Origin of the sequence: Serratia symbiotica (Periphyllus acericola), from assembly GCF_964019515.1 — a bacterium.
Lineage (GTDB): Bacteria > Pseudomonadota > Gammaproteobacteria > Enterobacterales > Enterobacteriaceae > Serratia > Serratia symbiotica_D.
The window spans coordinates 699,906-724,215 of record NZ_OZ026452.1; the positions used below are offsets into that span (position 1 = coordinate 699,906).

Genomic DNA, 24,310 nt, shown 5'->3' on the forward strand with positions numbered 1-24,310 from the left:
ATAATTTTGGGCGTTGTTGAATAAATCGAACTTTTGGCCGGGACGAGGATCTGATCACTCTCCTTCTGTCAAAATAGCGACATTCCGTGGCCCAGCAAAAGTTCAACATCAACAACATTCTTCCAATATGGCAATCACCAGCGTATTGATGCTGAAACGGATTTTCGGCCTGACACTTCGCGCCCTCCAGGGCTTCATCGACTCCAGTGTCACACTGATCAAAGTGCCGTTGAACTGCCCGGACGACACCTGCATCAGTAAGCGGGCAAAGTCCGGCCATGTCCCGTTTAAAACCGCAACGCCGGGTGAAATTGCGCACCTCGTTATCGACTCTACCGGGCTCAACGTCTTGGGTGAAGGGGAGTGGATGGTAAAAAAACACGGTCAGGAAAAACGGCGGATCTGGCGAAAACTGCATTTGGCCGTAGATACAGAAACACATGAGGTCATCTGTGCTGACCTTTCCTTGAGCAATGTCACCGATACCGAAGCCTTCCCAGGTCTTATCCGCCAGAGGTACCGTAACATCAAAGTCACCTCGGCGGATCGGGCTTAGGATACGCGAGTGTGTGATGATGAGTTAAGGGGCAAGAAGCTCAAGGCGTTAATACCGCCTAAAAGCGGAGCCCGTTATTGGTCGGCAGACTATGCAGAGCGAAATCAAGCGGTGGTGCACCAGCGCGTTACCGGAGACAACACACGGTGGAAAAGTATCACAGGCTACCACCGACGTTCGATAGCGGCAACAGCGAGGTACAGAGTAAAACAGCTATTTGGTGGTCACCTATCGCTGCGAGATTATGATGGGCAAGTTGCAGAGGCGCTGGCCATGATCTGTGCATTAAACAAGATGACGCTCGCCGGTATGCCGAAAGTGTACGCCTTGCCTGAAAGATGCCCATTCAGGGGACTCTTTATTCCAAATCCGATTTATTCAACAACGCCTTTTTTCGATGCCTCCTAGATTGCCAGATAAATCACTTTTCTCAATGAGTGATCTGTAGGGAACACTTTACGTTTCTTTATCGCCTGCCGGATCACGCTGTTCAGCGATTCAATAGCGTTGGTCGTGAAGAAAGCATTGCGGATATCCGCAGGATAACCGAAGAACGTGTTGAGATTTTCCCAGTGAGTACGCCAACTTTTGCTGATTTGCGGGTATTTTTCATCACAGATGCCTGCAAACTTGTCCAACGCCATCAGAGCCGCTTCCTCTGTCTGGGCCTAGTACACCGTTTTCAACCCGCTAGTGACCGCTTTGTAGTCTTTCCACGATACGTACTTCAATACGTACTTCAGGCTGTTACGTACCATGTGGATAATGCACAGTTGGATGTGGGTTTGTGGATAGACGCTATTTATCGCATCGGGGAAGCCTTTCAGGCCATCCACGCAAGCAGTCAGGATGTCTTGAAGACCCCGATTTTTCAGCTCAGTCAATACGTTGAGCCAGAACTTGGCCCCTTCATTCTCTGCCAGCAACATGCTCAGCATTTTTTTCGTGACCGAGGTGCTCGGTAAGCTCAGCATTCAAGGCGGTTTAGACGGTGAGCTTGGTCAGCATACGAGAAAACGCGTTGAGGTCAGCTTCAGTTTTAAGGCCTTTGGCCAATTCAGCAGCAAGTGCTTTAAGTTTCTTTTCGTCCATAATTTGCCTGTCTCCGTTGTCAGGAAGAACATATCAAAAACAAGCAATTACACAATTTAAATCACAGTCTCCCACATGTTGGACACTTTTCTTTAACTGGCGGCTGACATGGCCTAAGTTCGATACTGTACCGGACTCAAGCCGTTCAGTTTTGCCTTGATTCGTTCATTGTTGTAGTAATGGATTTATTCAACAAAGTCTATTGAGAGCCATGATACCGTTTGCACGATAAATACGCGACCAACTGCTGACAGTACAGCAGCGGCTATTTTAAATTTTGCAGTAGCTTTACGGGATGACTGCCCGTTATCCTGCATCCAGAGACGCACGGACTCTTTAAATTCAGCAGAGTAGGAACGAATCGGTATCATGAAGCCGTCTTCGCCACTGGCTTTCCAGTGCTCAGCCCAGCGCCGGACTGTACCCTGGTCAATACCAAACAACTGAACTGTTCTTTTCGCTCCGTTATCGCTGTTCAGATAGTGATGAACAACTTGTTGCTTGAATTCAGTAGAGTATTTTTTTCTGCCCATTGAAATACAAAACCCCTAATCGTTGGATGTCCAACTTTTGTGGTTCACTTCACAGTTTAGCGGTGTTTTTTTATAGTTTTTCGTTGAGACGCTTCAGCCAGTCTCCGCTGTTAATTCGCGGGTACCCATCCACACTGTGTTTATACAGGTAGATCCACGCACTCCCATAAGGCGTATGAATTAACTCACGCTTATAGTCCTTGGTATTGCTTTTCAGTTCGTCAAGCTCTGCCAGAATTGATGAGTTAATACGATACACCTCGCAATGTATCATGCCCTTTCCTGGGATCGCTGCCGGGTAATGACCCAGATTATAAATATGATAGCCTGCGAGTTCATGCTCGCCGAGCCATTGGGCGTTGGTCATCCAATGGCTATTCCCCTGTTTGCTCCGCAAGCTACCATAGACAATTATTCGCATCGCTAAAAATCAAACTGATAGAGCAAATCTAATGCCTGATCGAGACCAGAGACTGCTTCAAGATACAACTTAGGCATCAGGCGGTAACGCAACGTCAGCGTGGCCAGCGAGTCGAAAATGCCCACCCCATATTTTACCTGTAAGCCAGGGAGAACATAGCCACTTACCACAACCTGAGAGCTGTCGCCAACCCCTTGGGTATCAAGAGCCAAATCAATCACGCCAAACGCTTCGCCAATTTTACCCACAAGTTGACCACTTTGCGCCACCCCGATACCAATTAACATTGAGGTCATAGCGTTGCCGTCGGCACCGGAATTGTGCAATCCCTGGCCGCGTAACAGGTAGGACAACGCTTCCTGTTGCGATTTGACTGGGGCTGAGAATACTTCCAACTTAGGCGCATCTGCCGAGCCAGTGACACGCACCCCAGCAGTAACATCGTCCTCGGTAGACTTAGGGTTACGGATCGCCTCAATGTTAAGCATTGGCTGATCTGGCAGGCCGGAAAATATCAACTGGCCTTTACGGACAATCAGATCCTGCCCATAAGCATGGAAACCGCCTGAAGGGATATCAATCTGTCCATTAAGACCCAGCCCTTTCTTGTCTTGCACCACTTTCAAGTCGCCCTTCAGCCCAGCTTTCAGACCAAAAGCGTCCAGCCGAACATCGTCACCGATGTGGATCATCAGGTTGCTATTGATCGGGATTGAGGCGGTTTTCGGTTGGATCGGTTTCAATTGGTCATTGAGCATCACCTCATCAGAAGAAATGCCTACCGCGCTTTCCGGCAGTTCCTGCACCGTAATACGCGCCCAGGGGATATCTACCGAACCATTGAGCGAAAAGAGCTGAGACGTGGCTTCAAATACCAGATCTGGCGAGACGTCAATGCGGATCATCGGCGGCACCGTTACCCGCAGCTTATTGCCTTTGGCAGTAATGCGCGCGCGCCATGCGTCGAGTTCACGCCAGTCGGCATCACCCGTGAGGTTAAGCTGCCCAAGTGTGGGACTGATCATCCCTTCCAGCGTCGAGGTCATGCCGTTGAAGTTCATTGCTAGTCGACCATCCGTCATGTCAAACGGCATCGAATGCCCCTGCACATTCACCTTATCCAGCGTCAACCGACCAAACACCCGGGGTTTCTGTGCACTACCACCCAGGCGCAGGTTGGCATTCAGCATGCCTGCTGCTTTTTCGCCCCGCATTAACGCTGGGTTAATCATCGCCAACGAGATATCAGTGATGTTGACGTTGCCGCTGATATTACGTCGTACCTGTGGGTCTGCCACTTGAATATGGCCGTCAAACTGGCCGTTTTCGTTCAGTTTGATCAGCCAATCAGCCTGCGCACGGCCATTGTTCAGCTCAGCATTAAGCGTCAATGTATCGAAAGCGATCGGCAGCGCGTTACCCTGCATCTGCTGCACCACTTTGACACCGTTACCCACCAACGAAACCTTGGCTTCCGGCAATGCGCCGCCCGGTTTCCAACTGACGTTGGCTCGCCCGGTAAACACGCCACTCAGTGTAGTTTCTTCACCAAGGAACGGCTTGAACACTGCAAGATCAAAGCGGTTAAGCACCAGGCTGGCTTCGCCGCTTTGGCCTGCTTCGAGGGTTTTCGGCACACACAATTCAGCATTCTGGTTCTGCCAGCAGTGCGGGCCAATACTGATTTTATGTGCGGTATTCAAGTAGTCCAGCGTGATGGCGCGGGTATGGTGACATTCGCCAACCAGGGTATCGAAACGGGTATTATTCAGGTTGCCATGCCAGCGCTGCTGCTGACGATCAAAGCTGCCTTGCAGTGCAAGTTGGCCGGAAACTGGCTTGCCGTCAACCTCTAGTTGCATCTGATGCTGCTTCTCACTGCCCTTGGCGTTGAGGGTCAGCAATCTGACTTCCGACGTATCCTGTTTCAGTTGTTCAACACGAACCGCCAGTTGACCCTGTATCTGGTCAGTAGAGCGCACATCGCCATCGATCTTCACCCGATTGATGCGCAGTGCCTGCCACTGTAAGCCAAAGGCCGTTAGATCGGCCAGCAACTGCGGTGCCTGTAGGTTGCCACGCAGTTTGAACAATCCCTTCAAGGTACCGCCTAACCCCGGTAGTATGCCATCAAGGCGCGGCGCGTCTATATTAGCATCCAAGTTCCAGTTCTTCTCATCCAACTGGCCTGCGACATTCAGTTGGTTGCGCCCCAACGTCAAACCGATGCCAGGGATTTTCCATTGCCCGGCGGCATTGCCGCTCAACATGCCACGCGCCGTGACCTTATTGTGTTTCACGTTGCCGTCCAGTTGCAATACCGGCACCTGTAGTTGCCAGTTGCCGCCGTGCAAACTGCCACGGGTAATGATCTTGCCGTCCAGCTTCGCCGACCATTCCGGCCATTGCTTGGCGCTGTTGATGCCACTCAGCGTCAACTGCGCATTCCAACTGATTGCGTTACTCCAATCCACCAACGCGGTGAGATCGGTATTGCCCTGTAGCGCCGCCAATCGCAAGCGCTCCAGTTTGAACTGTTCGATGTTGCCTTTGCCATCTAGCATCAACGCCGCCGGTGGCAAATCATGGCCGCTGATATTGGCGTGGGTAGACAGTGCGTAGTCGGTCGCCTTGCCGTTAAAACGCAGGCGGAAATCGTTGACCTTATATTGCGATTCGCCGATCAGCGGCCATTTCAGTTGCTTGCTCTGCAACGTCATCGCCATGGGCAGACCCACCTCGGCCAAACGAGCCTGCAAGTCAAGCTGCGCACCCACGGGACCGGACAGGTTGAGCGCCACCTTCAGTACTTCACGCAATCCGCCACAGAGGTTTAGCGTGATCTTCTCGCCCTTTAGCGGCGAGATGTCCAGCGTGCTGTTAGCCACAATATTTATCGGAAAATCACCGTTCAGCGCCGCCTGCCCTTGTGCAGACAGCGTGCCCTGTGGCAACTCGACGTCGAAATTATCTAACTGGATGTGCTGATCCTTGGTGCTGGCCTGGAGCAGTAGGTGGGTGATCAGCACATTGGTATCACCAACCAAACGCAGGTGTTCACCGTTAATTTCCTTAACGGTGATATCCAGCGGCAAACGAATTTCCGGCAAATCCGGCAGCAACGGTTTGGCGAATAAGGCTTTCAGAGTTTCTCCTAGCGGCGGTTCTGCCGATTTCGCTGTCTTATCGCCCTGCTCACCAACCTTTTTCGTCACTTCTACCCCTACCCCTGATAGTACCGTTTGCGGCCGCGGGTTGTGCGAGGTTTTCGGCAACGCGATCAGCAGCGAGTTGATTTTGGTAGGCATCAGCGTCAACGCGTGCGCTTGCCATTGCGTCCCAGTGCGCAACTCAGCCAGCGAAATCGCCGTACCATCGACGCTGACTTTGACGTTATCCAGCGCCAGCATACGCAGGATAATCGGGTATGGCGTACTGAGATGAGTGGCGGGTGTCCTGGTTTCTTTAGCCGGTGTGGACGGCACCATCTCTTTGGTGTTAATCACCACATCAACATCCTGCGCAGTTAAAGCATTGACGCACAGCGAGCGGTGTTTAAAACAGGACAGATCGAGCGATAGATGGAACTGCCCAACAGTCATCGCCGTGCCTGGCATCTGGTACTTCACGCCTTTCAGCGTCAGATCACGCCAGCCGCCGCTGACGCTGTCGATGTCCAACCCTGGCACCCAGCGCGCTGCGCCGTTGATCGCCATATGTAGTCCGTTGGTGGTGCCGAGAAAAAAGGCTCCCCCCCCTATCAGCAACAACAGAACACCCATGGCTCCGAGACAAATCTTTTTCACCAGGCTCATAGCTCAGGCCCCAAACCGATGTAGAACTGTACTCCATGGGTCTCTTTGTCTCCCACAGGCGCGGCAATATCCAGCTTCACCGGCCCCAACGGCGACTGCCAGCGCACGCCTATGCCCGCGCCGGTTTTAACATTGCTCTTTTTGATGTCGTCCACCGCTTCGCCGGAATCAACAAACACCGCACCCCACCACTTGCCGGTCACGTTATATTGGTATTCCAGCGAACCGGTCAGAATTTTGGAAGCACCGATAACCTTACCCTCGTTGTCACACGGTGAAATACCTGTGTACTTATAGCCGCGAATACTGCGATCTCCTCCGGCGAAGAAGCGCAGGTCCGGCGGCACTTTGTCGAAGCCATTTGTTTCGATCCACCCCACCTGCCAACGTACCAAGAAGCGGTGTTTGTCGGCCAGAGTGCGGATCCAAACGTTCTGCGCCTGCATTAGCGCAAAGTCCACGCCGTAACCCCAAGTGGTATTGGACACATCAATGGAATAGCGCTGGCTGTCACCCCAGGTTGGCATCAAACCGCCACGCGAGCGAGTGCGGTTAACGCTGACACCGGGGTACAGCAGCATGGTGGTGTTGGTGACAGTACCCTGGGTAAAGTGATCCAGACGCCAGGTCAGGTTCACAACCCGCTGCCAGCCGCTGGAAAGATCCCAGTTACGCGACACCACCACTTTGGAAGTAACGGACTTGGTATCGTTGAGATCGACGTTCTTGAAGCCCCCCTGCAACAGGAAGTATTGCTCAAGCGGGTTCTTCAGCAGTGGGATTTTATAGGTCAAATCTAGCTGCTGCTCCGGTGCCGAAACGCGAGCACTGCTTTCCAGACTATGGCCGCGATCATTGAGCCAGGGTTTTTTCCAGGGACCCTTCACGCGCGGACCAACATCGGTGGAATAACCGACCCCAGTCTCGATAGTATTGCGGGTGCGCGGCGTGACCCATGCATATAGCGGCAACACCCTATTTCCTTTTGAAGTTTTGAAGTCAGGAAACACCACTACCGAATTAAACCAGCTGGTGGCGGACAAACGCCGATTCAGTTCGGCTAAGTCTTCCGAGCTGTAATAATCTCCCTGATGAAAGGGCACTAAATTTTGCAGATAGTCTTCTCGGATTTGCGAACCTTCAAACTTTACCTCGCCAAAACGGTAGCGCGATCCGCTGTTAAAATCGATATCCCAAAAGGCTCTATGCAAATCTTCAGCCACGCCGAGCTGGCTATCAAGCATGTCTGCATCAAAGTAACCCTTACGCAGCGCTAGGCTGGTCAAAGAATTTTTAAAGCTGTCGTACTTGCCGTGGTTGAGGATCTCGCCAAGGGTCGGACGGCCTTGCTTTACCAGCGTCAGGTAATCCTCATCGGTGAGAGCGTCGCCCTTCAGCACGATATTGTCACCGGCAATGTGCACCGGCTCACCGGGGTTCACCTTAGCATGTAACACCTGGCGCGATAGACCTCGCCGATCGTCCAGCGTAAAATCGATGGTTGGATTGTAGTAACCTAATGCCCTCAACCCCTGACGTACCGCTTCGTTCACGCGCGCCCGTAAATGACCATCGTTACCGACCTCTTCAGGCGTTATAGAAGACAGCCGACCCCGGACGTTTTTCTCCAGCTCACCACTCAGACCTTCCACCTTGATCCGCACATTCGCCGCGTAGGTCGCAGTTGCCACAAAAAAAAATAAAACAAGCACATGAATGGATATCGTAGCACGCATTCCCCTTGTTTATTTTACCTTTCTATTGGTATTTGCTCTGGGCTATCAGGCAGGCAGCCCATATAGCCCTATTCCAGGCGCTGCCATGCATGAAGGTTTGGCTGTCACTGTTCACCTGGCGCATTCTTCACTTTTGGCATACAAAATACTGCGTTAAGCTTACACATAAACCCAACCAATCGCTTATTGTGAGCAAAGACGCGGTTGGATACAACTCTAGGGCCAATTCTTACCCTGATAACAGGAGTGCATTGTGGTGCGATTTTTTAATAAATCACTCACCGCCGATGGGATGTACGTGCTATCAGGCCGCACCACACCCATGCCGGTGACTAGGTTAAACGTGGTCACCGGGCATTCGATGACCCAGGTGCCAAGCGGCATGGCATTGGCGATCTTCGCCATGTGCTGTTTCTGGGGCGTGTAGCGTCTGTTCTGGCAGAACCGGGCGTTTACAGCACTGCCGCTGGCTACAGCGGCGGTTATACGCCGAATCCAACCTACAGTGAGGTGTGCAGCGGCCAAAACGGCCATGCCGAAGTAGTGTGCGTAGTGTTCGATCCCAAAATCATCAGCTACAAACAATTGCTACAGATGTTTTTGGAAAACTACGATCCGACGCAGGGTATGCGTCAAGGCGGCGAAATTGGCACGCAGTACCGCTCAGCGATTTTCACGCTGAACCAGGAACAACACACCGAGGCCGAGCGCAGCCAGCAACGTTTCCAGCAGGCGATGGAGTCAGCGGGCGACAAACGCGTCATTACCACTGATGTGGGGCGTTGTTGAATAAATCGAACTTTTGACCGGCACGAGGATCAGATCACTCTCCTTCTGTCAAAATAGCGACATTCCGTGGCCCAGCAAAAGTGCAACATCACCAACTGGAAGGCTTACAACAACGCCCTTATCACTCGGGGTTCACTCACTTGCTGGGGGGATGAAACGGCACTTCACGCCTGGTACTGCGAGGCAAAACCTTCTCTGCGTGGTCGCCCACCACATTATTCTGATATGGCAATCACCAGCGTATTGATGCTGAAACGGATTTTCGGCCTGACACTTCGCGCCCTCCAGGGCTTCGTCGATTCCATTATCACACTGATCAAAGTGCCGTTGAACTGCCCGGACGACACCTGCATCAGTAAGCGGGCAAAGTCCGGCCATGTCCCGTTTAAAACCGTAACGCCGGGTGAAATTGCGCACCTCGTTATCGACTCTAGCGGGCTCAACGTGTTGGGTGAAGGCGAGTGGAAGGTAAAAAAACACGGTCAGGAAAAACGGCGGATCTGGCGAAAACTGCATTTGGCCGTAGATACAGCAACACATGAGGTCATCTGTGCTGACCTTTCCTTGAGCAATGTCACCGATACCGAAGCCTTCCCAGGTCTCATCCGCCAGAGGTACCGTAAAATTAAAGTCGCCTCGGCGGATCGGGCTTAGGATACGCGAGTGTGTGATGATGAGTTAAGGGGCAAGAAGCTCAAGGCGTTAATACTGCCCAGCAGCGGAGCCCGTTATTGGTCGGCAGACTATGCAGAGCGAAATCAAGCGATGGCGAACAGGCGCGTTACCAGAGACAACACACGGTGGAAAATTATCACAGGCTACCACCGACGTTCGATAGCGGCAACAGCGAGGTACAGAGTAAAACAGCTATTTGGTGGTCACCTGTCGCTGCGAGATTATGATGGGCAAGTTGCAGAGGCGCTGGCCATGATCTGTACATTAAACAAGATGACGCTCGCCGGTATGCCAGAAAGTGTACGCCTTGCCTGAAAGATGCCCATTTACGGGACTCTTTATTCCAAATCCGATTTATTCAACAACGCCACGCAGATTGTAAAACTCTGACGCTGTCAGCGCCATAGTGAGAATATTACCCTAGCTAGATGCTCATTCCACACTAATATTCTTTATTTTTTCATGTCGATAACATAAACCCAACATCTATAAATAAAAAAAATGCTATATTTTCCTTTTCCCCTGGCCCGGTTGTCACTGATAATGTGCGGCGTTCATGTCTACAAACTGACTTAACACTTATGCTGCATTTGTTTACTGGGTTAGATTTCGATACTAGTCTGATGTTGATTCTCGCATTGTTGTTCGTGTTGTTTTATGAAGCCATCAATGGCTTTCATGATACGGCCAATGCGGTTGCTACAGTCATCTATACCCGTGCCATGCATTCGCAACTTGCGGTCATTATGGCGGGTTTATTCAACTTTCTTGGCGTGATGCTCGGTGGTTTGAGTGTTGCCTACGCCATTGTCCATTTGCTGCCTACCGACCTGTTGTTGAACGTCAGTTCAGCGCACGGATTAGCGATGGTGTTCTCCATGCTGCTGGCGGCGATTATCTGGAACCTCAGCACCTGGTATTTCGGTCTGCCAGCCTCCAGTTCCCATACGCTGATTGGCGCAATCATCGGTGTCGGTTTAACCAACGCCCTGATGAACAATACATCGATAGTAGATGCGTTGAACGTTCCGAAAATGATTGGCATTTTCCTGTCATTGCTCATCTCGCCGTTGGTCGGCATGCTGGCCGCCGGGCTGATAGTGTTCGCCTTGCGCCGCTATTGGTGTACCACCAAAAAACGCCAGCGTATCCACATGACCCCTGCGGAACGTGAAAAGGTCGACGGCAAACGCAAACCGCCGTTCTGGACTCGTATCACACTGATCCTGTCAGCGATTGGTGTCAGCTTCTCGCACGGTGCCAACGATGGCCAGAAAGGTATCGGTTTGCTCATGTTAGTGCTGATCGGCATTGCTCCGGCAGGTTTCGTCGTCAATATGAATTCCACCGGTTATGACATCACCCGTACGCGTGATGCGGTCTTCCACCTACAGCAGTATTACCAGCAGCACGGCGATGCGCTGCCACAGGAGGTGTCCTTGACGCCTAGTGTGCCAAGCAGGGATGAAGACGCTGTGTTAAACCAACCCCTTGAGTTCCACTGCAACATCTCCCGTGCTATGGCGACGATTGAGCTAACTTTGGGGCAGTTGCACAATTTGCAGAGCTACAGCCAACTAACGGTAAAGCAACGCAGCCAACTGCGTCGCCTGCTGATGTGCATCACCGATACGGCGAACGACGCCAAGCTACCTGAAACCTCTGAGGCTGACCAGCGCTTCCTAAAGAGCTTGCGTCAGGATCTGCTAGAGACCGTCGAATATGCGCCGATGTGGATCATCGGCGCGGTTGCTCTGGCGCTGTCACTCGGCACCATGGTCGGTTGGAAACGCGTTGCCACCACCATCAGCGAGAAGATTGGTAAGAAAGGCATGACCTACGCCCAGGGCGTGTCGGCCCAGATGACCGCCGCTTTATCAATCGGCATAGCCAGCTATACTGGCATGCCGGTATCCACCACCCACGTGTTTTCTTCGGCGGTTGCTGGCACGATGATCGTGGACGGTGGCGGTGTGCAAAGCAAAACCGTGAAGAACATCCTATTAGCCTGGTTACTGACTCTGCCAATCTCTATGCTGCTTTCCGGCTGCCTGTACTGGATCGCCCTGAAGTTTGTTTAAACGATTCATCTCATAAAAAAGACGGCCAGGAGGGCCAGTCACTTAGACCCTACCAGGTAGGCGTCCATTATTACAGCCAGTTCGGACACCGACAGTGCGCAACAACCGGCGTATACAGTGAGTAGGTGGGGATTGTCCGCACTACCCAAGGCCAAAATAGCCTAATGGGATAGGTTCTTAAGGTGATCGGCATTTTTAGAGGCTAAGGTAATACTGGCCTCGTAATAAAAGTGCTTCAAATGACCCAGTATCGCTCCCGGCGATACCCCTGGCAGGCTGTTTGTAAGGGTCAACTAAAACCGGACACTGATTTAGGCACATTGTAATCGAACATGTTTGCCTCCTAGGATACTTTGGTCAACATCGCCAAAGCCTGATCTTCACGACCGACAATTACGTCGTCACGACCGACAATTACGCTCCAGCGCTGCGATTCTATAATGATAAACACCAGCATCAGGAACAGCACGCTAGGGATCACTTCCGAACCCATCATCCAACGCCAGCCCATTTCTACCAGCCAGGCTTCGCTGGCGATTTTGAAGTTAACGTAGAAGATCACAATTTGGCCGAACACGATGGCGAACTGCTGCATGCTGAGCACACGACCACGCATATCTTTTGGTGAGACTTCCGATATGTACATAGGTGAGATGGTGGCGGCGATACCCACTGCCAACCCCCCGATGATGTGGTAAATTATAAACCAGGTGAAGGTAGTCGCCAGGGCCGCGCCGCCAGCATCAGGGCTTTTTTACGGCCATAATGCGCAGCCAACGGCCCGGCACCAAAAGCGCCAACGACACAGCCAATAACTATGTTGGAAACTGCCCAGCCAGTTTCGATTGAGCTGAGGTCAAAATAGGTTTTAAGGGTATCGTTCACACCAGAGATCAAGGCAGTATCGTAACCGAATAGAATGCCGCCGAGAGCTGCAATACCGCAAATTCGTAGTATATACCCGGTATTATGCTTACGCTGATGTGACATATTTTGCTTCGATTTTTATCCTGGCTTCCATCCACGCAGTAGGTTTTAGGGAAGAGCGAGGCGGAAGGGTGTGAACCGTGCCTGTCATCCAGGCGGTGGTATTCGAATGAATCTTCGCTAAAAGAGAGCATTTATTTCATCATTAGGGAATAATAAAATATTTATTTTTAGATCAAGTTCAAAAAAACCGTAAACAGCCAACAGGCATTGCCAGGCTATCCCTTTGCGTCAGGCTTTGTCATATTGCTAGATTGGCTGACTATTTCTGTATAAAAGTCAGGGATAATTCCCGCTGGCCTGTGGATAAGTGGAATGGCGGCTTTTTCCCGACATGTCATGGCATTGTATAAAAGCGTGGCAAAACTGCCACCTCCCGTACTAAAAATAAATTTTCTAAAATAATTTATTTAAAATATTTTTTTCAATGAAATAGAGTTTGCTTCATTCGGTCAGGATTGAGCCTGCTTGTGTGCCTCTCCAGCAAGCAGCGTGATGAAAACGCTACCGCCTGCGGACAGGGCCGCAGGCGATCTGGCGACAGCGGCCTTAAAAGAGGGTGAGATATGAAAACCGTGGGTAACTTTATTGGTGGGCAGGTGTGACTGAGCAGCAGCAATCAAACCGTCGACGTGCATAACCCAGCTACCGGGAAGGTTGAACGCCGTGTCACACAGAGCACTGCCACGGAAGTGAAGCAGGCCATTGACGTGGCCCACCAGATTTTTGCCGACTGGTCGCGCACCACACCACTGCGCCGGGTGCGCATTATGTTCAATTTTAAGGTGCTTCTGGAACAGCATCATGACGAACTGGCGACGCTGATCATTAGTGAACACGGAAAGGTTTACTCCAATGCGCTGTGCGAATTGACCAGCGGTATTAAAGTGATCGAGTTTGCCTGCGGTATTCCGCATTTGATCAAGGGAGAGTATTCGGCTGACGTCGGCAACGGCGTTGACAGCTTCTCGCTAATGCAGCCTCTGGGCGTGGTTGCGGGTATCACCCCGTTCAACTTCCCGGTGATGGTGCCGATGTGGATGTTCCCTATCGCACTGGCCTGCGGTAACACCTTCGTGCTCAAGCCGCAAGCGTTGGCACCTTCGGCTGCAGTACGGATGGCAGAATTACTCAAAGAGGCTGGCCTACCTGACGGCGTGCGCTAACGAAGATGCTGCGCAATTGTGTACAGACTCACATATTCAGGCGGTGAGCTTTGTCGGTTCGGCCGCCGTGGAGGAGTATATCTACACGACGGCCAGCGCCCATGGTAAGCGGGTACAGGCCTTCGGCGCGGCGAAAAATCAGGCCATCATCATGCCGGATGCCGATCTCGACGCAACGGTAAAGGCCCTGATGGGCGGTGCGTTCGGCTCTGTAGACGAACGTTGTATGGCGCTACTAGTCGTGGTGGTGGTCGGTGACGACACGGCTGATAAACTGATCGCCAGGTTAAAACCGTTGATCACCCAACTGCGCGTTGGCCCGGGCATTCAGCAGGGCGGCGAAGAAAATGAAATGGGGCCGCTGGTCTCCTCAGCACACCAAAAAAAGGTATTGGGTTATATCGATCTGGGCGTGGAAGAAGGCGCAACGCTGGTGGCCGACGGCCGTAATTATCAGGTGTCTGGCTACCCCAAGGGTTACTATGTTAGCGGCACCCTGTTTGACCACGTTAAACCGAATATGCGTATCTATCGTGAAGAGATCTTCGGACCGGTGCTGGGCATTGTCCACGTGCTTGACTACCAGACTGCCATCGACACGGTGAACAGCCATGAATCTGGCAATGGCAGCGCCATCTTTACCCGTAACGGCCACTACGCGCGCCAGTTCGTGCAGGAAGTGCAGGGCGGTATGGTGAGGGTCAACGTGCCGGTGCCGGTACCGATGGCATTCCACAGCTTCGGCGGCTGGAAGCGCTCGGTGTTCAGTGCGCTGAACGTCCATGGTACCGACGGTGTACGTTTCTACACCCACATGAAAACCGCCACCGTCCAGCTGGACTACCGGGCAGCAAACTGTGTCTGAATACAGCATGCCGATGCTGGGTTAATACACTTTAGGCAACAGGGGACGTGATTAGAATGGGAGTAGTAGCCGTTGTCGTTTTTACCGAATAGCCCATTTACAATAGAATCACTATGTCTTCATTGCTTGCCAAGCGTTAGCAGCCAAATACTCAAGGCCGCATCCAGCACGTCACCCCAGAAAATGCCGACTGGCGCTTTGTGGGGTTTGATGTCTATCACCTTAGGGCTGGTCAGTCGCTGCCGTTGGAAAGCGGCAATAAAGAGCTGTGCCCGGTATTGGTCGCTGGCACTGCTTCCCTCACCACCCTACCTGCGCAATACCCAAGAATCGGCAAATGCATGAGTCCGTTTGAGCGCATACCGCCTTACGCGGTAGACGTGCCGCATCACGACAAGATTGAAGTACGAGCGGAAGGCGCCTTGGAATTGGCGGTCTGCAGCGCACCAGGAAATGGGCACCTGCCGTCACGCTTGATCACCCCGGCGGAGGTCGGCGTTGAATATCGTGGCAAAGAGCGTAACCGGCGTCTGGTGCACAATATTTTGCCGGACAGCGAACCGGCCGACAGCCTGCTGGTAGTGTAGGTTTATACGGATGAAGGCAATACCAGCTTGTATCCCAGCCACAAACATGACCAGGAAGACTCGCAGAATGAAATCTATCTGGAAGAGACATATTATCACCGTATCCAGCCAGAGCAAGGTTTTTGCACGCAGCGGGTATATACCGACGATCGCTCACTGGATGAGTGCATGTCGGTGTTTAACCGCGATGTGGTCAAGGTGCAGCGCTGCTACCACCCGGTGGCGACATTAGCCGGTTACGACAGATATTATCTCAACGTAATGGTCGGCCCAGTACGGCGGTGGAAATTCACTTGGGAAAAAGACCATGCCTGGATTAACACCGACAGTTATCCAGCAACCCAATAATTATTGCGATGTTAAATATTTCCGACGTTACTCAGGTGAGCGTCACTCTATCAGGGGGAGAAGGTCGGAGGTGAATGATTTCACGTCGCTATATCTCCTCTCTGCCAAAGCGGAGAGGATGATTTATTACTCTTCTTTGGCGTTATTCAATGCCAACGATACCGCCAGGGTCTGCGCCAGACACATTGAAGCGACCTGGGAGCGGAAACCATCCACCTGGCCTTCACGCACCACAAAGCACACATCGCTGAAGGTGGACAGCCGACTGACCTGGCTGTCGGTAATGGCGATCTGCTGCAAACCGTACTTGGCACCCCATTCCACCAGTTCCTGCGCGTACGGCGAATAGCTGATGGCGATCACCACGTCATTCAGCTTCACCATGCTGAGCTGTTCGGTAAACATGCCGCCCAGTCCGTCAATCAGGAACGCCCGGCGCTCCAGATGGAGCAACGCATAGGTGAGGTAGGAAGCGACGCTGAATAAACGGCGCAAACCAATCACGTAGATATTCTTGGCGTTGTTCAGCAACTCAACCGCCGGATCCAACTGCTCGGAGCTGGTTTGCATCACCAATTGGTGCAATGACTAGGAATTGATCATATTGAAAACATTAATAATTTCCGCCGGCTTTTCCGGTATGACGTGTCCGTCGGTAGAGGTTCGACGAAACAGGCGCGCACGTTCGGTGTAGTTGACCGTTTCTTCCATCAGGTGCTGGCGAAAAACCTGTTTCATTTCGTTGAAGCCGCTAAAGCCAAAGTTGTTGGCGAAGCGGATCAGGGTAGAGGGTGGGACGCTGGCCTGCACGGCTATGGAGGCGATGGTATCGAAAGCAATGCTATTACTGTTATCCAACATGTAACGCGCCACCTGTTTCAAACGCTTGCTCAGTGTTTCATAGCGATGGCGGATCTCGTCCTGTAACAGCGAAAGTTGAGTTGGGTTTTCATCCATTCGGCTCGCAGTGTGGGCTAAGGCGTATCCGCCTAACGCCTGAGTTATTAACAGGTCATTCTAACAGATGGATTAGAAATTTCATTTCACCAAAAAGCGATTGATTAGATTTCAAGTAGCGTTACTTCAAAGAAAACAGACAAAAAATCCCCTTAAAGCGGCGAAAAGCCATTTAATGGGAGGGTTCGGCAATCATGGCTGATGAGGCGTAGGGCGGTATTGACGCCAGAAACCAATCAGCGTCAGTTAATTTTGTTTCACCTGCTCGATTAAAGCAGCATCATCCAGCTCTCCCTGCAGCTAGCGGCGTGAAAGCTGCCCAAATATGGTGCGGCCGACCGCAAAACCTTTTACCCAGCGAGCCTCTACAGCAGCCGCGAAACTGGCTTTCAACGTTTCTTCCGACGCATCCTGCCCCAGGATCAACACCCCACGGCAGAACGGATAGTTAGCGTCGATCAAAGCACCGACCTGCTACCAGTTCTCGGCGCTCAACGGAGGCAATTTCCACCAGTCCGGCTTAATAACTAACAGATAAAAGTGCTGCAACATATCCAGATAGTAACCTTCGTCTTTATCGGCGTTACTTTCCCGGCAGGATAACCTCCAGCAGCAGTTCATGACCGGACTTGCAGCAACCGCGATATACCTCGCTAATCAATCCATCCTGTTTGCGGCGCAGTTCGGCGACGTCATATGGGTGGTAAAACACCAGGCATTTCACTACATGTTCCTGAGGCTAGTCGATAAGCTGCGAGCTGATATTGCCGTGCTCCAGCCGCAGTGTACGTGACTCAGGCAGCTCGACCGGCCGACCGATCCACTAGCCCTGGCCGGTGATCGCGTGCAACGCCGCCTGACCATAGGTGGTATCCGCCATAATGCCGCTGTTGCCCCGCAGCCCTGCTGCCTCTGCGGCTTGTTGCGCCGCTGTCAGCAGCAGGGTTTTTAGTACGGGGATGCGTTCTTCGCTGACGTTGGCTTCTCGCGCCATATCCACCAGTTGTTTGCGGTGATCGAATGCGAATACGCACAGTTCCGGCCACTGCTGCTTACGGGTGGTGACCCGGTGCAGATGGTTAAGCCGCTCATCGCAGTCCGGGCGTTGCGCTTCCTGTTCGCGTTGCAGATAGTCATCCAGTTCCTGCTTACTGGGCATTGCCGGGGCGCAGCCATTGCGCGAAACGACTAATGCGCCGCAGGCATTGGCATAGTGTCAGGCCTGATCCCAGCCTTCATCGTTAAGATGGCAGCGAAGCAAGCCGGAAATAAAGGTATCGCCTGTGCCCAGCACGTTCAGCACCTCAACGCGTACACCGGCATGCAGTTTTACCTGCAGCCAGTCGGTGGCGATCTCACCTTTCAATACCGAACTGCTCTACTCCACGTTTACAGACCAGCGTGGCCTGGGTTGCTTTACGCACGTTTGTCAGTGCGCTCAGGGTGTCGATGCTGCCGCCGACAATATGAAAATCTTCTTCGGTGCCGACAATCAAATAAAAGTGATGCATTACATACTGCAGTTCGCGGGTCACCTTTGCTGACTCGACAAAGCGGGTTTTACCATCACACAGCGACGTTAGGCCCCACAGTACCGGCCGGTAGTCGATATCCAGCACAGTGAGCAGGCCATGGCGACTGGCGTATTACAACGCCTTCAATACCGTAGCGCGGGTATTCTGATGTCAAAGATGGGTGCCGGTAATGGATAGCGCACGCGAAGACGCTATGAAGGATTCGTCGATATCGTCCGGCTTCAACGCCATATCCACGCAGTTTTCACGGTAGAAAATAAGCAGGAAGGTTTCCTGATCTTGAATGCCAAGGATCACTAGGCCGGTAAGGTGCTGGGGATCGGTGATCAGGCATTGGGTATCGGCACCGACGCGTTGTAGTTCTTCGCGCAGGAAACGGCCCATATGTTCGTCGCCGACGCGGGCCAGCATACTGGCCTTCAGACCCTGGATGGCGGTGCCGTAGGCCACATTGCCGGAATGGCCGCCGATATATTTGGAGAATATGCTGGCCTCTTCCAGACGCGTGCCGATCTGTTGTGCATAGAAATCGATGGCGATACGCCCGAGATAAATGACATCAAGCTGTTTTTCTTGTGTAGCCATACCCGTTTCATTCTGTATTAAGGGCGTTGTTGAATAAATCGAACATTTGGCCGCCACGAGGATCCGATCACTCTCCTTCTGTCAAAATAGCGACATTCCGTTGCCCAGCAAAAGTTCAACATCACCAACTGGAAGGCTTACAACAACGCCCTTATCACTCGGGGCTCACTCACTTGCTGGGGGGATGAAACGGCACTTCACGCCTGGTACTGCGAGGCAAAACCTTCTCTGCGTGGTCGCACACCACATTATTCCGATATGGCAATCACCAGCGTATTGATGCTGAAACGGATTTTCGGCCTGACACTTCTCGTCCTCCAGGGCTTTGTCGACTCCATTGTCACACTGATCAAAGTGCGGTTGAACTGCACGGACGACACCTGCATCAGTAAGCGGGCAAAGTCCGGCCATGTCCCGTTTAAAACCGCAACGCCGGGTGAAATTGCGTACCTCGTTATCGACTCTAGCGGGCTCAACGTGTTGGGTGAAGGCTAGTGGATGGCAAAAAAACACGGTCAGGAAAAACGGTGGATCTGGCGAAAACTGCATTTGGCCGTAGATACAGAAACACATGAGGTCATCTGTGCTGACCTTTCTTTGAGCAATGTCACCGATACCGAAGCCTTCCCAGGTCTCATCCGTCAGAGGTACCGTAAAATCAAAGTCGCCTCGGCGGATCTGGCTTAGGATACGCGAGTGAGTCATGATGAGTTAAGGGGCAAGAAGCTCAAGGCGTTAATACCGCCCAGCAGCGGAGCCCGTTATTAGTCGGCAGACTATGCAGAGCGAAATCAAGCGGTAGCGAACCAGCGCCTTACCAGAGACAACACACGGTGGAAAAGTATCACAGGCTACCACCGACGTTCGATAGCGGCAACAGCGAGGTATAGAGTAAAACAGCTATTTGGTGGTCACCTGTCGCTGCGAGATTATGATGGGCAAGTTGCAGAGGCGCTGGCCATGATCTGTGCATTAAACAAGATGCCGCTCGCTGGTATGCCAGAAAGTGTACGCCTTGCCTGAAAGCTGCCCATTCACGGGACTCTTTATTTCAAATCCGATTTATTCAACAACGCCCCTTTACACTCCCACAATGATTATCTGGACTGACTAACTTGGTTTTAAATATCTTCGCTGATAAGATCAGTATTCAGCTGCTAATTGCTACGATATCGTTATAATACCCGACCTTGATCCTGTTCTAAGAGAAAATTCCCCCCTTAACAGATAGATGACAAATCGGTGACATCGGGTTATTTTCTACGATGTTGGTTTTATTGCCGGAGATACCAGCACAATGTCGAATAATTCTCACATTTTGCTTCTAAACGGCCCCAATCTGAATCTGTTGGGGACGCGTGAGCCAGAGAAGTACGGCAGCACAACACTAGCAGAGATTGTTAATGAATTAGAAAACCAGGCGTCCGCACTGGATATAATACTGAGTCATCTGCAATCCAACGCCGAGTCTCTGCTGATCGATCGCATTCATCAGGCACGCGGCAACACGGATTTCATTTTGATCAACCCGGCTGCGTTCACGCACACCAGTGTGGCGCTACGCGATGCATTGCTGGCGGTGCAGATCCCCTTTATCGAGATCCATCTGTCCAACGTGCACGCTCGTGAGCCTTTCCGCCATTACTCTTACCTCTCTGACGTAGCGGTAGGCGTGATCTGTGGGCTGGGTGCAAATGGCTACACTTTTGCTTTACAGGCAGCGGTTAACTGTCTGTCAAATACCCACTAAATTGCTACACAAAAAGAGTACGGAATCACACTCATGGATATTCGTAAAATCAAGAAACTGATCGAACTGGTTGAAGAATCAGGCATTTATGAACTGGAAATCTCTGAAGGCGAAGAATCCGTTCGCATCAGCCGTGCCGCACCAGCGCAGGCTTACCCAATGATGCAGAAGGCATATGCACTACCGGCACAGCAACAGCCAGCTCTGGCTGCAACAATAGGCAGCGTGTCAGGTGCAGAACCCCCTGCGTTGATGAGTGGTCATATCGTTCGCTCCCCTATGGTTGGTACCTTCTACCGCACGCCAAGCCCCGACGCGAAAGCCTTTGTGGAAGTTGGCCAGAGCGTGAATGTCGGCGATACGCTGTGCATCGTTGAAGCAATGAAAATGATGAACCAGATCGAGGCAGATAAATCTGGTGTTGTTAAAGCTATTCTGGTGGAAAGCGGCCAGCCGGTTGAATATGACGAGCCACTGGTCGTCATCGAATAACGAGGCGTTTCATGCTTGATAAAATTGTTATCGCCAACCGTGGCGAGATAGCACTACGTATTTTGCGTGCCTGTAAAGAGCTGGGCATCAAGACCGTGGCAGTTCACTCCATAGCCGACCGCGATCTGAAACACGTACTGCTGGCTGATGAGACCGTGTGTATCGGCCCGGCACAATCGGTAAAAAGTTACTTAAACATCCCGGCTATCATCTCTGCGGCGGAAATCACCGGTGCAGTGGCGATCCACCCTGGCTATGGCTTCCTGTCCGAGAATGCCGACTTCGCCGAGCAGGTTGAACGCTCAGGCTTTATCTTTATTGGCCCAAAAGCGGAAACTATCCGCCTGATGGGCGATAAGGTTTCTGCGATCAGTGCCATGAAGAAAGCCGGGGTACCTTGTCTGCCTGGTTCCGATGGCCCGCTGACCGACGATATGGATAAAAACCACGCCTTTGCCAAACGTATTGGTTACCCGGTGATCACCAAGGCATCCGGCGGTGGTGGCGGCCGTGGCATGCGCGTTGTGCACAGCGATAAAGACCTTGAGCAGTCTATTAACATGACGAAAGCAGAAGCCAAAGCGGCTTTCAACAACGAAATGGTTTATATGGAAAAATACCTGGAGAACCCACGCCATATTGAAATTCAGGTATTGGCTGACGGCCAGGGCAACGCTATCTATCTGGCTGAGCGTGATTGTTCCATGCAGCGCCGCCACCAGAAAGTGGTAGAAGAGGCACCAGCACCAGGTATCACTAGCGACATGCGCCGTTATATCGGCGAACGTTGCTCGAAAGCCTGCGTGGAAATCGGCTACCGGGGTGCAGGTACTTTTGAGTTTCTGTATGAAAACGGCGAGTTCTATTTCATCGAAATGAACACCCGTATTCAAGTTGAACATCCGGTTACTGAGATGATCACCGGTGTGGATCTGATCAAAGAGCAGTTACGCATTGCTGCCGGTCTGCCTCTATCGATCAAACAACACGATGTGAAGATCCATGGCCACGCGGTGGAATGCCGTATCAACGCCGAAGATCCAAATACTTTGCTGCCAAGCCCAGGCAAGATCACTCGTTTCCATGTGCCAGGTGGTTTCGGCGTGCGTTGGGAGTCTCATATCTACGCTGGCTATACGGTGCCACCGTACTATGACTCCATGATCGGTAAGCTGATCACTTACGGTGAAAACCGAGATGTGGCAATTTCCCGCATGAAGAATGCGCTGGCCGAGTTGATCATTGATGGCATCAAAACCAACATTAAGTTGCAGCAAAAGATCATGAACGATGAAAACTTCCAGCATGGTGGCACCAACATCCACTATTTGGAGAAAAAGTTAAACCTATAGGAAACTGAAGACAGAAGGCCGGTTGATTGTATCCCCCAAAATTAGATGGGGGAACGTTAAACGGTTGGAGTGTTAGAAATTCTGTGTCATTCAAGTCAATATATAATCAAAAAGGAATGACACATATCCTAACCCTTCAATTTCGATAACGCCCTGAAAGTACGTCAGGATATGGTCAGGCCTTGACGGGCAAAGATGGTATTTTAACTCCGTTAATCTAGCCGTTGATGGAAGCTGCTTTGGCCGCTGAACGTGACTCCCATCTAGCTCACAACCTTGAAGCCAACCGTAAAAACGGTTCGACAAAATAAACAATCAAAACACTCACAGGCGCTTTTAACTGGCCACGCCTCGGGAGCGCAACAGCTCTTTTGAACATCAGCGGGGCTTTGTTGAATAAATCGAACTTTTGGCCGGCACGAGGATCAGATCACTCTCCTTCTGTCAAAATAGCGACATTCCGTGGCCCAGCAAAAGTTCAACATCACCAACTGGAAGGCTTACAACAACGCCATTATCACTCGGGGCTCACTCACTTTCTCGGTGGATGAAACGGCACTTCACGCCTGGTACTGCGAGGCAAAACCTTCTCTGCGTGGTCGCCGACAACATTATTCCTATATGGAAATGACCAGCGTAATGGCAATCACCAGCGTATTGATGCTGAAACGGATTTTCGGCCTGACACTTCGCGCCCTCCAGGGCTTCGTCGATTCCATTATCACACTGATCAAAGTGCCGTTGAACTGCCCGGACGACACCTGCATCAGTAAGCGGGCAAAGTCCGGCCATGTCCCGTTTAAAACCCCAACGCCGGGTGAAATTGCGTACCTCGTTATCGACTTTAGCGGGCTCAACGTGTTGGGTGAAGGTGAGTGGATGGCAAAAAACACGGTCAGGAAAAACGGCGGATCTGGCAAAAAATGCATTTGGCCGTAGATACAGAAACACATGAGGTCATCTGTGCTGACCTTTCTTTGAGCAATGTCACCGATACCGAAGCCTTCCCAGGTCTCATCCGTCAGAGGTACCGTAAAATCAAAGTCGCCTCGGCGGATCGGGCTTAGGATACGCGAGTGAGTCATGATGAGTTAAGGGGCAAGAAGCTCAAGGCGTTAATACCGCCCAGCAGCGGAGCCCGTTATTAGTCGGCAGACTATGCAGAGCGAAATCAAGCGGTAGCGAACCAGTGCCTTACCAGAGACAACACACGGTGGAAAATTATCACAGGCTACCACCGACGTTCGATAGCGGCAACAGCGAGGTATAGAGTAAAACAGCTATTTGGTGGTCACCTGTCGCTGCGAGATTATGATGGGCAAGTTGTAGAGGCGCTGGCCATGATCTGTGCATTAAACAAGATGACGCTCGCCGGTATGCCGAAAGTGTACGCCTTGCCTGAAAGATGCCCATTCAGGGGACTCTTTTATTCCAAATCTGATTTATTCAACAACGCCCATCGGGGAAGCCTTTCAGGCCGTTAACGCATGCGATGAAAATGTCCGTTCAGCCCGCAGTTTTTAGCTCTTTCAGCACGTTCAGCCAGAACTTCGCGCCTTCATTTTAGGCCAGCCAAATGCCCAGCGCGGAGAACACGGATTTGTTGATGATGCGGCTGTCCTGCCGGACTTTCAGTAGGATACAGTTAAGATCAACAGTCGGATAGACTGCATCCAGTGGTCGGTTTTGCCATTTGACAACCGGCTCTATGACGACATCGGTGAGGTTTTTCTTCACCAGCTGCGGTTCAAAGGAACCGTCACGATCGCGCGGAGTACGCAGCTCCAGCGGGCCATCGCCAGTGGTAACGGTTTTGGTGGAATAGCCGTTGCGGGCATAAGAGCCGATCTTGGACTGATTTTTTTCAGCAGCCGATCGAACTGGTTGAGTTCCTCAGGGGTTTTGAGATTTTTGGCCAATTCGTTAGCCAGAGCCTGAAACTGTTTTTCGTCCATAAACTAACCTGTTTTTGATGTTGGATTGAATAG

At 51.7% G+C, this 24,310-nt stretch carries 10 protein-coding genes and 15 pseudogenes; 15 read left to right on the plus strand and 10 right to left on the minus strand.

Annotated features, from left to right (window positions below):
- Positions 1 to 13 precede the first annotated feature (13 nt).
- A pseudogene (locus tag AACL06_RS03920) lies at positions 14 to 964 on the plus strand (IS5 family transposase).
- Here AACL06_RS03920 and AACL06_RS03925 read toward each other — a convergent pair.
- The 6 genes and pseudogenes from AACL06_RS03925 to tamA all read right to left on the minus strand — a co-directional run.
- Positions 964 to 1,500, minus strand: a pseudogene (locus tag AACL06_RS03925) (IS256 family transposase); the annotation flags it as partial. The pseudogenes AACL06_RS03920 and AACL06_RS03925 overlap by 1 nt on opposite strands.
- 261 nt (positions 1,501 to 1,761) lie before the next feature.
- Positions 1,762 to 1,833: pseudogene (locus tag AACL06_RS03930) on the minus strand (IS3 family transposase); the annotation flags it as partial.
- A 19-nt stretch (positions 1,834 to 1,852) separates the two neighbouring features.
- Positions 1,853 to 2,181, minus strand: a pseudogene (locus AACL06_RS03935) (transposase); the annotation flags it as partial.
- A gap of 70 nt (positions 2,182 to 2,251) precedes the next feature.
- Positions 2,252 to 2,602: a gamma-glutamylcyclotransferase gene (locus AACL06_RS03940; protein WP_339037996.1), complete on the minus strand. Its 351-nt coding sequence runs from the start codon at positions 2,600 to 2,602 to the stop codon at positions 2,252 to 2,254.
- Positions 2,603 to 2,604: 2 nt separating this feature from the next.
- On the minus strand, positions 2,605 to 6,417 hold the full coding sequence (tamB, locus tag AACL06_RS03945; protein WP_339037998.1) for an autotransporter assembly complex protein TamB: 3,813 nt from the start codon (positions 6,415 to 6,417) through the stop codon (positions 2,605 to 2,607).
- A complete protein-coding gene (gene tamA, locus AACL06_RS03950; RefSeq protein ID WP_425336931.1) occupies positions 6,414 to 8,153 on the minus strand; it encodes an autotransporter assembly complex protein TamA in 1,740 nt (579 codons plus the stop codon). The genes tamB and tamA overlap by 4 nt, the downstream gene beginning before the upstream one ends.
- Between tamA and AACL06_RS03955 the strand changes: the two genes are divergently transcribed.
- The 4 genes and pseudogenes from AACL06_RS03955 (at position 8,134) to pitA (ending at position 11,698) form a co-directional block, all read left to right on the plus strand.
- On the plus strand, positions 8,134 to 8,310 hold the full coding sequence (locus AACL06_RS03955) for a hypothetical protein (protein WP_339038001.1): 177 nt from the start codon (positions 8,134 to 8,136) through the stop codon (positions 8,308 to 8,310). The genes tamA and AACL06_RS03955 overlap by 20 nt on opposite strands.
- Before the next feature lie 135 nt (positions 8,311 to 8,445).
- A pseudogene (gene msrA / locus AACL06_RS03960) lies at positions 8,446 to 8,930 on the plus strand (peptide-methionine (S)-S-oxide reductase MsrA); the annotation flags it as partial.
- A gap of 78 nt (positions 8,931 to 9,008) precedes the next feature.
- Positions 9,009 to 9,932: pseudogene (locus tag AACL06_RS03965) on the plus strand (IS5 family transposase).
- A 266-nt stretch (positions 9,933 to 10,198) separates the two neighbouring features.
- Positions 10,199 to 11,698, plus strand: a complete 1,500-nt coding sequence (gene pitA / locus AACL06_RS03970; protein WP_339038003.1) for an inorganic phosphate transporter PitA — start codon at positions 10,199 to 10,201, stop codon at positions 11,696 to 11,698.
- 346 nt (positions 11,699 to 12,044) lie between these two features.
- On the opposite strand, the pseudogene AACL06_RS03975 reads toward pitA, so the two are convergent.
- Positions 12,045 to 12,688: pseudogene (locus tag AACL06_RS03975) on the minus strand (MFS transporter); the annotation flags it as partial.
- 602 nt (positions 12,689 to 13,290) lie between these two features.
- Here AACL06_RS03975 and AACL06_RS03980 point away from each other — a divergent pair.
- Positions 13,291 to 14,741: pseudogene (locus AACL06_RS03980) on the plus strand (CoA-acylating methylmalonate-semialdehyde dehydrogenase).
- Between the two features lie 136 nt (positions 14,742 to 14,877).
- Positions 14,878 to 15,651 (plus strand): annotated as a pseudogene (gene iolB / locus AACL06_RS03985) (5-deoxy-glucuronate isomerase).
- A gap of 126 nt (positions 15,652 to 15,777) precedes the next feature.
- Here the strand turns inward: iolB and AACL06_RS03990 are convergent.
- Positions 15,778 to 16,608: pseudogene (locus AACL06_RS03990) on the minus strand (MurR/RpiR family transcriptional regulator).
- A 246-nt stretch (positions 16,609 to 16,854) separates the two neighbouring features.
- Positions 16,855 to 18,728 (minus strand): annotated as a pseudogene (locus AACL06_RS03995) (bifunctional 5-dehydro-2-deoxygluconokinase/5-dehydro-2-deoxyphosphogluconate aldolase).
- Positions 18,729 to 18,754: 26 nt separating this feature from the next.
- Between AACL06_RS03995 and AACL06_RS04000 the strand changes: the two are divergent.
- The 8 genes and pseudogenes from AACL06_RS04000 to AACL06_RS04035 form a co-directional block, all read left to right on the plus strand.
- Positions 18,755 to 18,916 carry a hypothetical protein gene (locus tag AACL06_RS04000; protein WP_339038005.1) on the plus strand — a complete coding sequence of 54 codons (162 nt, stop codon included), beginning with the start codon at positions 18,755 to 18,757 and terminating at the stop codon, positions 18,914 to 18,916.
- Positions 18,849 to 19,751: pseudogene (locus tag AACL06_RS04005) on the plus strand (IS5 family transposase). Before AACL06_RS04000 ends, AACL06_RS04005 begins: the two are co-directional and overlap by 68 nt.
- A gap of 274 nt (positions 19,752 to 20,025) precedes the next feature.
- Complete coding sequence (gene aroQ / locus AACL06_RS04010; RefSeq protein ID WP_339038008.1) at positions 20,026 to 20,478, plus strand: type II 3-dehydroquinate dehydratase; 453 nt, start codon at positions 20,026 to 20,028, stop codon at positions 20,476 to 20,478.
- A gap of 33 nt (positions 20,479 to 20,511) precedes the next feature.
- Positions 20,512 to 20,970, plus strand: a complete 459-nt coding sequence (accB, locus tag AACL06_RS04015) for an acetyl-CoA carboxylase biotin carboxyl carrier protein (protein ID WP_339038010.1) — start codon at positions 20,512 to 20,514, stop codon at positions 20,968 to 20,970.
- Between the two features lie 11 nt (positions 20,971 to 20,981).
- The gene (gene accC, locus AACL06_RS04020) at positions 20,982 to 22,322 is read left to right on the plus strand and encodes an acetyl-CoA carboxylase biotin carboxylase subunit (RefSeq protein ID WP_339038012.1); all 1,341 of its coding nucleotides are present in this window, start codon (positions 20,982 to 20,984) and stop codon (positions 22,320 to 22,322) included.
- A gap of 153 nt (positions 22,323 to 22,475) precedes the next feature.
- Positions 22,476 to 22,627: pseudogene (locus tag AACL06_RS04025) on the plus strand (IS256 family transposase); the annotation flags it as partial.
- 84 nt (positions 22,628 to 22,711) lie between these two features.
- Positions 22,712 to 22,873, plus strand: coding sequence for a hypothetical protein (locus tag AACL06_RS04030; RefSeq protein ID WP_339038015.1), 162 nt, complete (start codon positions 22,712 to 22,714; stop codon positions 22,871 to 22,873).
- A pseudogene (locus tag AACL06_RS04035) lies at positions 22,806 to 23,707 on the plus strand (IS5 family transposase); the annotation flags it as partial. The gene AACL06_RS04030 and the pseudogene AACL06_RS04035, both read left to right, overlap by 68 nt.
- 124 nt (positions 23,708 to 23,831) lie before the next feature.
- Here the strand turns inward: AACL06_RS04035 and AACL06_RS04040 are convergent.
- A pseudogene (locus AACL06_RS04040) lies at positions 23,832 to 24,277 on the minus strand (transposase); the annotation flags it as partial.
- Positions 24,278 to 24,310: the final 33 nt, after the last annotated feature.

Excerpts from the sequence above, each read along its gene's own strand:
- AACL06_RS03940 (WP_339037996.1), bottom strand. The coding sequence starts at position 2,602 with ATGCGAATAATTGTCTATGGTAGCTTGCGGAGCAAACAGGGGAATAGC.
- tamB (WP_339037998.1), bottom strand. The coding sequence starts at position 6,417 with ATGAGCCTGGTGAAAAAGATTTGTCTCGGAGCCATGGGTGTTCTGTTG.
- AACL06_RS03955 (WP_339038001.1), top strand. The coding sequence starts at position 8,134 with ATGGATATCGTAGCACGCATTCCCCTTGTTTATTTTACCTTTCTATTG.
- tamA (WP_425336931.1), bottom strand. The coding sequence starts at position 8,153 with ATGCGTGCTACGATATCCATTCATGTGCTTGTTTTATTTTTTTTTGTG.
- pitA (WP_339038003.1), top strand. The coding sequence starts at position 10,199 with ATGCTGCATTTGTTTACTGGGTTAGATTTCGATACTAGTCTGATGTTG.
- aroQ (WP_339038008.1), top strand. The coding sequence starts at position 20,026 with ATGTCGAATAATTCTCACATTTTGCTTCTAAACGGCCCCAATCTGAAT.
- accB (WP_339038010.1), top strand. The coding sequence starts at position 20,512 with ATGGATATTCGTAAAATCAAGAAACTGATCGAACTGGTTGAAGAATCA.
- accC (WP_339038012.1), top strand. The coding sequence starts at position 20,982 with ATGCTTGATAAAATTGTTATCGCCAACCGTGGCGAGATAGCACTACGT.